At 55.4% G+C, this 12,585-nt stretch carries 12 protein-coding genes; 8 read left to right on the top strand and 4 right to left on the bottom strand.

Annotated elements, in window-relative coordinates:
• Position 1: 1 nt before the first annotated feature.
• On the bottom strand, positions 2 to 1,414 hold the full coding sequence (gene cls, locus FPY71_RS16245; RefSeq protein ID WP_246160640.1) for a cardiolipin synthase: 1,413 nt from the start codon (positions 1,412 to 1,414) through the stop codon (positions 2 to 4).
• 158 nt (positions 1,415 to 1,572) lie between these two features.
• On the opposite strand from cls, the gene FPY71_RS16240 reads away from it, so the two are divergent.
• The 5 genes from FPY71_RS16240 (at position 1,573) to FPY71_RS16220 (ending at position 9,321) form a co-directional block, all read left to right on the top strand.
• A complete protein-coding gene (locus tag FPY71_RS16240; RefSeq protein WP_149301390.1) occupies positions 1,573 to 3,819 on the top strand; it encodes a heavy metal translocating P-type ATPase in 2,247 nt (748 codons plus the stop codon).
• A 25-nt stretch (positions 3,820 to 3,844) separates the two neighbouring features.
• Positions 3,845 to 4,288, top strand: coding sequence for a Cu(I)-responsive transcriptional regulator (gene cueR / locus FPY71_RS16235; RefSeq protein WP_149301389.1), 444 nt, complete (start codon positions 3,845 to 3,847; stop codon positions 4,286 to 4,288).
• Positions 4,289 to 4,526: 238 nt separating this feature from the next.
• Complete coding sequence (locus tag FPY71_RS16230) at positions 4,527 to 6,050, top strand: TolC family protein (RefSeq protein ID WP_149301388.1); 1,524 nt, start codon at positions 4,527 to 4,529, stop codon at positions 6,048 to 6,050.
• Positions 6,047 to 8,152, top strand: a complete 2,106-nt coding sequence (locus FPY71_RS16225) for an ATP-binding cassette domain-containing protein (protein WP_149301387.1) — start codon at positions 6,047 to 6,049, stop codon at positions 8,150 to 8,152. The genes FPY71_RS16230 and FPY71_RS16225 overlap by 4 nt, the downstream gene beginning before the upstream one ends.
• The gene (locus tag FPY71_RS16220) at positions 8,149 to 9,321 is read left to right on the top strand and encodes a beta-barrel domain-containing protein (protein WP_149301386.1); all 1,173 of its coding nucleotides are present in this window, start codon (positions 8,149 to 8,151) and stop codon (positions 9,319 to 9,321) included. Before FPY71_RS16225 ends, FPY71_RS16220 begins: the two co-directional genes overlap by 4 nt.
• A gap of 60 nt (positions 9,322 to 9,381) precedes the next feature.
• Here the strand turns inward: FPY71_RS16220 and FPY71_RS16215 are convergent, their stop codons facing one another.
• Positions 9,382 to 10,068 (bottom strand): FadR/GntR family transcriptional regulator, encoded by a 687-nt coding sequence (locus FPY71_RS16215; RefSeq protein WP_149301385.1) that lies wholly within the window; start codon positions 10,066 to 10,068, stop codon positions 9,382 to 9,384.
• A 255-nt stretch (positions 10,069 to 10,323) separates the two neighbouring features.
• Here FPY71_RS16215 and FPY71_RS16210 point away from each other — a divergent pair, with 255 nt between their 5' ends.
• From FPY71_RS16210 to FPY71_RS16200, 3 genes are read left to right on the top strand one after another with little or no spacing between them, the layout of a single operon-like run.
• Positions 10,324 to 10,500: a YegP family protein gene (locus FPY71_RS16210; RefSeq protein WP_149301384.1), complete on the top strand. Its 177-nt coding sequence runs from the start codon at positions 10,324 to 10,326 to the stop codon at positions 10,498 to 10,500.
• Between the two features lie 24 nt (positions 10,501 to 10,524).
• A complete protein-coding gene (locus tag FPY71_RS16205; RefSeq protein ID WP_149301383.1) occupies positions 10,525 to 10,935 on the top strand; it encodes a DoxX family protein in 411 nt (136 codons plus the stop codon).
• 60 nt (positions 10,936 to 10,995) lie between these two features.
• Complete coding sequence (locus tag FPY71_RS16200) at positions 10,996 to 11,340, top strand: hypothetical protein (protein ID WP_149301382.1); 345 nt, start codon at positions 10,996 to 10,998, stop codon at positions 11,338 to 11,340.
• Positions 11,341 to 11,362: 22 nt separating this feature from the next.
• Here the strand turns inward: FPY71_RS16200 and FPY71_RS16195 are convergent, their stop codons facing one another.
• Entirely contained in the window at positions 11,363 to 11,809 is a 447-nt protein-coding gene (locus FPY71_RS16195; protein WP_149301381.1) for a DUF3597 domain-containing protein, read from the bottom strand.
• A 441-nt stretch (positions 11,810 to 12,250) separates the two neighbouring features.
• The coding region (locus FPY71_RS18610) for a hypothetical protein (RefSeq protein ID WP_210246317.1) at positions 12,251 to 12,585 on the bottom strand (335 nt) is incomplete at its 5' end.

Raw genomic sequence — 12,585 nt, 5'->3', positions numbered from 1 at the left:
GTTAAAGCAGCGGGCTGATGAGGCGCGCCCAGTTTTCCAGAAGTTTGCGAATGCGTGGACGGTTTTGCCACTCGTTCGGATCAACCCGTTCCGAATTGGCCATATACGCATCCTGAATTGCTTCCAGACCCGCGACGTCTTCGGCATCAAACAAAAGCACGCTGACCTCTGCATTCAGCTGAAACGAGCGTATATCGACGTTGCTGGAGCCGACAATGGCCACCCTGCCGTCAATACTGATATGCTTGGCGTGAAGCAGGTAGTCACGATACTGGTGAATTTCCACGCCGATCCGGATCAACTGCGCATAGTAGGAACGCTGGGCCAGTCCCACCAGAACCTGATCGGCAATCAGTGACACAATCAGATGCACTTCCACACCACGTAAAGCGGCGGTGCGCAGCGCATTCATCAGCGCCTCATCTGGAATGAGGTATGGTGTGGTGATGATAACGCGGGACCGTGCCGAGTTGATTTGCGACACCAGCAACGTCTCGAAGCCTTCCACCGGATAGTCTGCCCCGGAAGGAAGAAGCTGGGCGATGCTGCCATTTTCATGCGGTGGCGAAATGTCCGGTTCCGGAAGGGCTTCCTCAGTTTCCAGGTACCAGTCGGAATGGAAAATCGCCGACATTTCGGCAACCGCCGGGCCCGTTATGCGAACAACAAGCTCGCGATTGACAACGCCCGGCTTGAAGTCGCGCGCAACAATGTTCTGCGAGCCGGCATAGCCAATTTCGCCATCGATCAGATACAGCTTGCGATGGTTACGCATGTCGCCGCGGGTTCGATCGTGCAAAAGCCGGAGCGGCAGCATCTCCCTTGCGTCAACGCCCCCTGCACGCAGGGCCTTCAGTGTGTCCTTCATCCATCTGCGAGAGCCAAGAGCATCTATCAGAACCCTTGTGGTCACCCCTCTGGCCGCGGCCGCCGCAAGCGCATCAATGACCTTTTGGCCTGTGCTGTCATTTGCGAAAATATAGACGAGAATGTTCACTTCCCGGCGTGCAGCCTGGATATCCGCCACCAGCCGGTCAATGGTTGCGTCATAATCTTCCAGCCACTCGATCTGATTGCCGGAAACGGCAGGATAAGCGCCGACGCGGTTTGCCAGGCTGGTCAGCTCCATTTCCCGGCGCGGCAACCCCGACGCGATAAGCGGCCGCAACCGCTCAACCAGACGATCCTTGCCCTGTTCAGCTCTGGCAAAACGCGCGCCGCGCCAAGGCGGAAAACTTGGCCGGCCAATCAGCAGAAACAGGATCAGGCCCACGACCGGCAGGAAAAATACCAGCAACAACCAGCTTCTGGCGGCATCTGGAGAACGCCGCATGGGTGCGACACCCAGCATGATGATGCGCACCAGCCATTCCGCCAGCAGATAAAGAGATCCGAGAGTTGGTAGATTGTCCAAAATGTGCCGCACTTCCGAAACTGAACTGTTGGTTGGCAACGTTAAATCAGCATTGTCCCGATTGCGACCGTTACCGCGTCGATAATGATAAAACTATTGCGCTTGACCTTACCATCATTGGAAGCCCTACATAGTCCGTGAATGAAACGAGGTTGGCAATGCGCGGGCAAACGGCAGACACAATAGACCTTCAAATATCCGGCATGAACTGCGCTTCCTGCGTGGGACGGGTGGAAAGTGCCTTGCGCACGGTGCCGGGAGTGCTGCAGGCCAGTGTGAACCTGGCAACAGAAAAAGCTCATATTCTTCTGACATCCGGCGCGCAGGCTGATGGTCTGGTGGAGGCAGTGCGCCATGCCGGGTATGAAGCGCGTCTGGTGGACGACCTCGCTGACGACGGCATTGCCCGGGAGCGGGAAGCAGAAACCGCAGCACTTCGGCGCGCTGCAATGGTTTCTGCTGTTCTGGCATTGCCGGTGTTCATTCTGGAAATGGGCGGTCATATGTGGCCCGCCCTGCACCATATTGTTCACGACAGGATAGGCATGCAAACCAGTTGGCTGTTTCAATGGGTGCTGACCAGCCTCATCCTGGTCGGGCCGGGTCGGCGGTTTTTCCGCATCGGCGCGCCGGCCCTGATGCGCGGTGCGCCTGATATGAATTCATTGGTGATGTTGGGCAGCGGCGCGGCCTATGCCTATTCCCTGGCCGCCACTTTCGCCCCGCAAATTCTGCCGCAGAACACGGTCTTTGTTTATTACGAGGCTGCTGCCGTCATTATAACTCTGGTTCTGGTAGGGCGATACATGGAAGCCCGCGCCAAAGGACGGACATCTGCGGCTATTCAACGGCTCGTAGGGCTGCAACCCAGGCAGGCCAGAGTGCTTCGTGATGGCAAATTCGTGAGTCTGCCGCTCGAAGAAATTATGATCGACGATCTGGTTGAAGTGCGGCCGGGTGAGCGAATTCCGGTCGACGGACATGTCGTGGAAGGCTCCAGCTTTATTGATGAATCGATGATCACCGGCGAGCCGGAACCTGTGGCCAAGGAGATTGATGCCTCCGTGGTGGGCGGCACGATCAACGGCAATGGAGCACTGACTGTGCGCACGCAGGCCATTGGCCGCGATACGGTTCTTTCGCAAATTGTGCAAATGGTTGAAAACGCTCAGAGTGGCAAATTGCCCATTCAGGCATTGGTTGACAAGGTCACCATGTGGTTTGTGCCTGTAGTCATTGCCGCTGCGATGCTGACTTTTGTTTGCTGGCTGATATTCGGCCCATCGATTTCCCTTGCATTGGTCAATGCCGTGGCAGTGCTGATCATCGCATGCCCATGCGCCATGGGTCTGGCAACACCAACATCCATTATGGCGGGTACAGGCCGGGCCGCAGAATCAGGAATACTGTTCCGCCGGGGTGAGGCTTTGCAGAGCCTGGAAAATGTGCGGATCGTTGCCTTTGACAAAACCGGAACCTTGACCGTGGGACAGCCGGAATTGACGGATCTTGTTCTGGCACAAGGATTTGACCGGCAAGAAGTTCTGGCACTGATTGCCGCGCTTGAGGGAAAATCCGAGCATCCGGTGGCCCGTGCCATAGTGTCCGCCGCTTTGAGTGAAAATCTGCAACTGCCACCGGTTTCCGGATTTCTGGCTGATCCCGGCCGCGGTGTCTCGGGCAATGTGGACGGCAAGCACGTGCATGTCGGCTCATTCCAGGCCTTGCAAGGCGCGGACCTCTCGCAATTTGCCGAACGTGCCGCAATTATGGGGGATCAAGGCAAAAGCCCGATCTATGCGCTTATCGATGGCCGACCAGCAGCCCTGATTGTTGTCGCAGATCGCCTCAAGGAGAGCGCCAGCGCGGCGGTGGCCCGCTTGCATGGCGAGGGACTGAAGGTAGCGATGATTTCCGGCGACAACCGCCGAACGGCGAAGGCCATTGCACATCAGTTGAACATCGACCTGGTGGAAGCGGAGGTTCTGCCCGCGCACAAGGCGGTGTCAGTTAAAAGACTGCGGCAGGAAAACGGTAAAGTCGTTTTTGTGGGCGATGGAATCAACGATGCCCCAGCACTGGCAGAGGCCGATGTCGGCATAGCTGTCGGTGGGGGCACCGACATTGCAATAGAGGCCGCTGATGTCGTGCTGATGTCGCCGGGGCTGGCCGGAATTTCCAATGCCATCGAGCTTTCCGCTGCAGTTATGCGCAATATTCGCCAGAATCTGTTCTGGGCATTTGCCTACAACGCAGCTTTGATTCCGGTTGCCGCCGGGCTGCTCTATCCGTTTGGCGGACCGCTGCTTTCGCCAGTTCTGGCCGCGGGCGCCATGGCGCTATCCAGCGTGTTTGTTGTTGGCAACGCATTGCGACTCAACAAGTTTCAACCCCGTCCAACATAAAAACGAACACAACAGGAGCGGCAACATGAACATTGGAGAGGCAGCCGAGGCTTCTGGCGTCTCGGCAAAAATGATCCGCTATTATGAGTCAATCGGCCTGATCAACCCGGTGGAACGCGGTCCGTCGGGCTATCGGATCTACAATATTCGCACCATCCACCTTCTCGGATTCATCCGCCGTGCGCGCAATCTTGGCTTTTCGATTGAGCATATTGGCGAGTTGTTGATGCTGTGGCAGGACAAAACGCGCCCGAGTCGCGATGTAAAACAGATTGCCGGAACGCATATCGCCGAATTGGAAGAAAAAATCAGTCAGATGCAGGCCATGGTCGATCTGTTGCGAGATCTGGCGGACAAATGCTGCGGCGATGACCGGCCAGACTGCCCGATTTTATACGATCTGGCCTCTGAAACCGGAAGAACAGCCGGCTTGAAAGACGCAACCGTTAACCGTATCCGCTCCAGCTGAAACCAACCACTGCGGGCTGATACTCTGCGGCGCCACACGCAGAAGGCTTATTGCCGCGCTGAAATATATCCTTTATAGTTTACATCATATTTTATAGGTGTATGAATTGACTTGCGCTTTTTAAGCATCCTCGAACCAGGCCGTAAGGGCTGATTTGCAAAGGAAAACGTATACGCTTTTTAAATTTTTCACTATATAAACTATATGATGTTATTTTCAGGACATAGGATTATTCGAAGTGGCTCATAAGTGCTGCACCTTGCTGGCGGCACCTTCAATGATCGTCCTTCTGGCGATTTTGACAGGATGTCAGGCCAACTCCCTCAAGCTGGACTCCCTGAAGCCCGATTTACTCGCATCGCTCAAATCCAATGAGGTGATGAGCAAGCCGGTCAAATTTATTGGTAGCCTGCGAAAGGACAAAACACCGCCGCCACCGGAACGCTCTCCCGAAGAACAGGCAGCGTTTAACGAGCTTCTGCAGACAACCAGCTTTGCAGGAAATGCACCGGCGAAAACCGATGCGGTTCGAAAGCCGGCCAACGGGCGGTATGGCATTCAGGAACTGATAGACGTTGCAATGCTGGAAAACCCTTCGCTCAAGGTCAAGGAGCGAATGACAGATGTGGCCAGAACCGAAGTGGATTCGGCCCGCTGGCAGTTTTTCGCAACACCGTCCGTAACGCTGGAAGACGCGCCATTTAGCGATGACCCTTCCATGAGGGGCAATGACACCGTTACCGTGCTGCGCCTGCAACAACCCATCTGGGCGGGCGGACGCAATGTCTCCAACTTCCGGCGCGCGCAAGCTGCCGTTGATGTTTCGGCCGCCGATTCCGCAAATGAGCGACAGGGCGTCGCCCTTGGCATTGTTCAGCGCTATGGCGAGTGGCTTGGCTCCCGGCTCAAGCGGCAAGCCATGTACGACGTTCAGGAAATTTATCAATCGCTGGAAGAGCAGATTGTAAGGCGTATTGAAGCTGGCGCATCCGCTGAAAGCGACCTTGTGCTGTTGCAAAGCCGCACCGACCAGTTGCTGGTCAGCATTGCCGTTCTGGAACAACAGGAACAGACGTCTCTGGCATCCCTGAGCCAGCTGACCGGCGTACCGATTTCGTCAGCCCTGTTGAGCGAAAATGCGCCAGCACCGGCATTCAATCCTGCAGACAGTCTGGAAATGGTTTCGAGCGCCCGGGCAGGAAGCCCGTTGCTGAAGAAACTGGAAGCGGAAGTCCGCGTAGCCGACGAAAACGTGGCTCGGGCACGCTCTGTTCTGTCGCCGGAGGTTTTTTTGCGAGCCGAGCGGCAATACGGAAATCTTTACAGCCAGGTCGACGAACCGGCTGACAGATTTTTCCTCGGTGTTCAGACGCAATTTGGCGCAGGACTTTCATCCATTGCCGGTATTCAGGGCGCGCAGTACCAAAGGGATGCCACAAAGCTTGGCATTCGCAGCGGTGAGCTGGCGCTGGTTGAGCAGATGAGCTCCGACATTGTTATCGCCAGCTCGATTGACAGCCGTATCCAGACCCTGATCAGCGCCGTCAACTCGACCGAACTGACCAAGGAATCATGGGACCGCCAATTTGTTGCCGGTCGCAAAACCTGGCTCGACGTCATGAATGCCGCGCGCGAGCACATGGACATGAAAACCCAGCTTGCGGAAGCACAGGCAACGGCCGTTGTCGTGAAATGGCGACTCAAGATTCTGGCACAGGGCATTGAGCCCCAAACTTCAACCCCGAAAGGTGAGCGTTCGTGAGCGCCCTTGTTCCCAGTCTGGCCCGCATTGCCGCGCTGCAAAGCGAAGTTGTTGACAGGTTGGCGCTGACAGAAGCTGTCAGTGCCGCCGAAGAGTCGAGCCCTGAACCGGCGAAGCAGTTGCAGGCAATTGCCAAGCGCATGCATCTGCCCAAGGTCAAGCGCCTGACCGCGCCTGATCCAGCCGCACTGCCGGCACTGATCCATGACGCAGAAGGTTGGCGGCTTCTGCGCGGCCAGAATGCCATGGGTCAGTGGGTCACAGAGCGTGTGGACCTGGAAAAACAGAGTTGGGCAGAAGTTGTCTGGGAGCCAGACCCTGCTGCAAAAATTTTCCGCATGCGCCTGGCAAAGCCGTTCAGCGCTTCGAAAAGTCCGATCTTTCATGTGATCCGCGACGAAGTGTTCTCCCATTGGAAAACGCTGGGCGATATCATGCTCAGCACCATTCTGATCAACCTCATTGCCATCGCCACGTCGTTTTACTCCATGCAGGTCTATGACCGGGTGGTGCCGACGGGTGCTTCGCAAACACTGATGGTTCTGACCATAGGCGTCTTCGCTGCCATTATCTTTGAACTGGCGGCAAAATATGCCCGGTCTGCCGCCTATGAGCGGCTTGTGGACCTTGTGGACCAGCATTTGACCCGCGCTGTCTACATGCGGCTGTTGTCCATTCGCCTGGACCAGATGCCAAAAAGCGTTGAATCTCTCGCGGCGCAGCTGCGCGGTTATGAGTCCGTGCGAGCGTTTCTGACAACAGTTGCCTCGTACCTGCTGGTGGACGCACCTTTCGCGCTGTTTTTCATCCTGATTATTGCCACCATTGTTGGCTGGATAGCCCTTATTCCGCTGTTCATGCTGGTGGTCAGCCTGGGCATCGGCTTTTACTATCGCAAACGCATGGATGCGCTGGCCAGCGCTGCCAACAATGCCAGCAATCTGAAAAACGGTCTGCTGGTAGAATCCATCGAAGGCGCGGAAACCATCAAGTCCGGTCAGGGCGGCTGGCGCATGCTGTCTCGATGGCTGAGCGTGACAGATGATGCCCGGCAGAGCGAGCTTGAAATTCGGCATGTTTCCGAGCACGCCTCCTATCTGGCGGCCGCGCTTCAGCAGATGTGTTACATCGGCATTGTTGCCACTGGCGCCCTGTTCGTCAGCACCGGGCATGTAACAATGGGCGGCCTGATTGCCTGCTCCATCCTGGCCGGACGTGCGCTGGCACCGGTTGCCGCAATTCCGGCACAGCTTGTCCAATGGTCAAACGTACGCGCCGCTTTGCAGGGTCTGGACCGGTTCTGGGCGCTCAAAGATGATCACGACGGAGAAGATCATCCGGTCATCCTGCCATCCATCAAAGGCAATTACCGCTTTGAAAATGTCGCTTCCAACTATGGCGACCGGGTTGCCATTCAGATGGAGAAGCTGGAAATCAAAGCGGGCGAAAAAATTGGCGTCATTGGTCCCATCGGCTCGGGAAAAACAACGCTGTTGCGGCTGCTGAGCGGAATGTACAAGCCGCATAACGGCAGAATTCTTCTGGATGATGTCGATCTCTCGCACCTGTCAAAGCCGATTCTTGCTGACAATATCGGCTATCTTCAACAGGAAGGTCGCCTGTTCTCCGGCACCTTGCGCGAAAACCTTGTGCTGGGTCTGATGGATCCGGGCGATGACGTGGTGATGGAAGCCGCGCGGGCCACCGGTTTGATGAGCTCTGTCATCTCTTCGCACCCGAAAGGCCTGCAGCAGCCAATTTTTGAAGGCGGTATTGGCCTATCCGGCGGACAGCGCCAGCTGGTCAACCTCACTCGCATTTTCCTGCGCAAACCCAGCATCTGGCTGCTGGATGAGCCGACTGCCTCAATCGACAAGGCGTCAGAGGAAATTGTGCTGCAGGCTCTGCGCAGTTCCATGCGCGCTGAAGACACGATGATCCTCGTTACCCACAAGCAGGAAATGCTGGCTTTGGTGTCTCGCCTCATGGTGATCAACAACAACCGCGTCGTCATTGATGGCCCGCGCGATGCTGTGCTGAAGCATCTGCAACAGATGGCACAAAGCCAAGGTCAACCCACTCAGGAAAGGGCAACGGCATGAGCCGGGCACAAAGCAGCAGCTATGATGCCAAAGAGCGCAGATTTCCGATGTCGCTTCTTCTGGCGGCCGGATTGATTCTGTTTGTTTTATGGGCGTCAGTTTTTGAACTCGACGAAGCCGTGCGAACGACCGGTCAGATCATTCCCAATGAACGGACACAGATCGTTCAATCCGTAGATGGCGGCGTCGTTTCTGAAATTCTTGTTCAGGAAGGGCAGTTTGTAAAAGCCGGGCAAAAGCTTGCTGTGCTGGAACGCGGCAGGGCGAACGCAGGATACGAAGAGAGCAAGGCGCGCCGCGCAGCATTGCGGGCGGCTTTGACCCGTGCCCGGGCGGAAGCTGTGAGTGGGCCGCTGATTTTTGAGGAATCCGTCAAGGAATATCCTGAATTTGTAGACTCCCAGAGGCGATTGTTCGAGCAGCGCAAGATTGCCCTGGATGATTCCATCAGCACATTGGAACAGGCGCTGGAAATGTCAGTTGAAGAACTGCGCATGACCGAAGCGCTGCTGAAGGATGGCGATGTCAGCAAGCTTGACCTTCTGCGCGCGCAACGCGCAGTGCTGGAGCTTGAGGGCAAGCTGACGGAAATCAAAAACAAGTCCGTGCAGGAAGCAAGGGCCGAGGTGGCCAAGCTTGAAGAAGAGCTTTCTTCCACAGCCTACAAGATTGATGAGCGGCAGGATATTCTGCGCCACACCGATCTGAAGGCACCTCTGGACGGCGTGGTCAAATTTCTTCGGATCAATACGGTGGGTGGCGTGCTGCGCCCCGGCGATGAGCTGATGCAGATTGCGCCATCTGATGGCGGCGTGATGATTGAAGCCAAGGTGGACCCTACAAAGGTTGGTAGCCTTAAACTCGACTTGCCAGCGATTGTCCGGATCGATGCATTTGATTATTCGATTTATGGCTCGCTGGTGGGCAAATTGACGCTTATCAGCCCGGACACGCTAACTGACACAGCGCCCAATGGGCAAAGCATGTCTTACTTCCGAATTCATGTTCTTCTGGATGCCGACCAGTCGCAGAACCCCAAAAGTTCTCAGATCATCGTCAAGCCGGGCATGACAGCAACGGTTGATATCATGACCGGCAAGCGCTCAGTTCTGCGCTATCTGCTGAAGCCGATTGTACGCGCCTTCAGTGGCGCCATGCAGGAAAAGTAATCCTTCGCACAAAGGGGGCGTGGTTTCTGCGCCCCCTCTTCTTCAATCCGGCGGGACTGGTTATGCCTCGCGTTCCCAGCGCCGACCGGAAGCCAGAAGATGGGCCGCCATTTGCGAAGAAGCTCGCAGAGCATCCTTTGTCACGATAGCTTCCAGAATCAGGCCATGCTCGACGAATGCCGCGCGCCAGCTTTGATCATTGTCGAAATGCTCCCGCAGCTGTATCGACAGAGGATTGAAGCGGGATTCGAAAATCTCGCCAACCAGACGGGCCAGGACCGGATTGCCGGACTGAACTGCAATCTCAATATGAAAGCGCCGATCGAGCTCCAGAAGCGCTCTGCCCGCATCCAGCTCCAGTTCCATCTGGCGCAGTATCTCACGCAGACGGGTTATTCCCGCGGCGTCGGCGCGAGCAGCGGCCATTGAGGCTGTTGCGGTTTCTATCGCTATTCTTGCCTCCATCAATTCGGATGGGCTGTCTCCATACTGTCTGGTCGGTTGGCTCGATTCGCCAAGGTAATAGATGCCGGATCCCATTCGAATCTCAACTGTGCCCTCTATTTCCAAAGCAATCAGCGCTTCACGCAGAGAAGGCCGCGACACGCCAAGTTGCTGGGCAAGGTCCCTTTCAGGCGGCAGACGACCGCCGATTTCGATGCCCTTTTCCTGGATGAGCGATCGGATCTGATCTGCAACTTGTTGATAGAGTCGCCTAGCGTCAGTCTGGGAAATCGAATTCGACATGTGAGCGTCCGATATAAATTGACTGGCTTCGCTTTGCAGTAAATGCACCCTGCTTGTCCAATGAACTTAATCCAATGATGCAAAAGAATGTTCGGGATCAATTTGATCCAACTCTCCTTTGGTTCAGCACATTGTATTTTCAGTCAAAAGACAGGGGTCGTATATCCTTATCGGTAAAGCTTCCACCACCGCTGCAATTGACAAGCTGCTGTGCTCGTTCAAATATATACCTGTAGTTAAATGGGCGGGGACACCATGGCACACAAATTCGAAGTTTATAAGGACGGTAAAGGCGAGTTCCGGGTTCGCTTCAAATATAATTCCGAGATTATTTTTTCTACGGAAGGTTATGCATCCAAGGCTGGGGCTCATCGTTCTATTGAATCCATCAGAAAATATGTAGCCGATGCGCCAGTGGAAGACCTGGAATAGGTTTCTTTTTGAAAGCAGCGCAAGATGATCGAATGCGTTCTTCGTTCTCCTGCCATGGCATTGCTGGCAAGAATCGTGCTCACCTTTCCATTCTGGGCAAGCGGGCTGGCAAAGCTCTTTGACTTTACTGGCACCGTTAACGAAATGGCATTATTCGGGCTTTATCCGCCCGAGGCAATCGGTATTTCGGTGATTGTCGTCCAGCTTGTCGGATCAGCGTTGATCATTCTTAATCGCTTGACGTGGCTTGGCGCGGGTGCTCTGGGAATTTTCACCGCGCTGACCATACCACTTGTGCACCATTTCTGGTCTATTACCGATGAGCCTGCAAAAACCATCGCTTTTCACACAGCAATGGAACATATCGGAATGATTGGTGGTCTTCTCGTGGTCGCCGTTCTCGCAGCAGAATCACGGCGCATGGATGCAACCTGAAATTGAGACCGGCATGATGATGATCAACACACCTTCGGGCCGAAGGCTCCGGAGGGCAATTTGACAAGAGCAGCAATCATAGCCGGAATCCTCAATGACTTTATTGAAACCCGGAATTTGAAGGAACTGTCAGCGCAAGACACCGAGAAACTCGGGGAATTGTTTGTCGCCCTTATGGACGCGCGCATAGACAATCACGTTGATGCCGAGCTGGTGCTTGGGTGGCAGGCAGATTTGCTGCAGGCGCTTGTTCATGCCGTCGAAGCCGGACGTTTGAGCATCGATCCGCTTGACGTGCTGCGTTACACAATAGAGCTGGTTGAAAATGTCATCAGCTATCTGGGAAGAGATCATAACCTGTTGGAACACAGGCAGTTGGATGACGCGCTCGACCCGTCAGAGTGAGCGCGTTATCGTTTTCGTCTTCCTAGTCCAGAAGTTCGGCTGGAACAGTGCCACCGTTTTCAGCCAGCTTTTTCAAAAGAACCTTATGAAGCCAGATATTCATGGTCGCAGAATCTGACATATCGCCTGTGTAATTAAACTCGGACGCGAGCTCTTTTCTGGCAGTCAGGCTGCTGTCCAGTCCCAGCGCCTTCATGAGATCGACAATCGAATGGCGCCAATCCAGCTTCTGCCCACTCTTTGCGACTGCTTGATCCATTATTGCAGAAACATCGACTGCTGCGGGTGTTGCTGCCATCGCATCAGGAGCAACGCTGGCGCTTGATGCCGGGGACAAGCCAGCCGGGGCTGCAGAGGCGGCAGGGGCACTGGTTGTGTGCTCAACCGGAGCAGCGGTCTCTGCACTCTCCGCCGGAGCGGCCTGCGCCTCGCCGAAAATTGCATTCTTGATGCGATCAAAAATTCCCATTGGTTATCTCCGGCCAAAGTTGGGTTCCCAGATATAGTAGGCCGAGGAATGACCGGGACAAGGGTCTTCGCCTCTAATGGAACCGAACGAGGTAGAGTTTCGATGCCGCTGGTAGGTTCGGCTCCATGGCTGGCCATGGCAGGTGAACCACTGACAACTGGGCGGATGGATCGAATCGTCATCCTGCCGGCCTCTGGGCGTATGCATGTCTGGAAGTTGTTTACGACATTTCTGGTGTGATGTCATAGTCACGCGGCGTGGTCTGCGGGCTACGGCATTGCTGCCTGCGACGCTTGAGGGTTTGCCATTACACAGGAAGTGGGTCTGACTGTGTGGCTTGGCGAAGGCTAGGCACAGCTCTGAGGGGAACATGCCGGACGGATATCGCGACGGGCGTTGGGTCCTGCGTGAGTGGCACTTTCCCTGACATTGCCCATTCGCTCATAGCCAATCAGGTAACTGCACCGCGCTGGCTGTCATCTGAGCTGGAGAGTGCGTCTGGTCGTCGGGTTTTGGCGTTCCACTGGGAATAGCTTTAGCGCGCTGAGCGTCATCATGTATGACCGAGTTGCCGCCCAGTTTTGAGAGGACGTGTCTTTGGTTCTTCCAGCCCAAAGTTTTTCTGCCGGGCGGTTTTGTGGTGTGCTTTGCCAACGGCTCTGCAGGCAACCATCTAAGGATGGCTGCGCGCATTTGCCGGTGACGTGGTCGCGGCTGACGCTTCAGATGGTTGTGGCGCGGCGCTGCTTGTGGAACTAGGCCGCTGCTTGTTGAGC

The organism is Aureimonas fodinaquatilis, from assembly GCF_008369445.1.
GTDB lineage: Bacteria > Pseudomonadota > Alphaproteobacteria > Rhizobiales > Rhizobiaceae > Aureimonas > Aureimonas fodinaquatilis.
The sequence above is the reverse complement of the archived record's forward strand: the minus strand, read 5'-3'. Positions and strand labels throughout refer to the sequence as shown.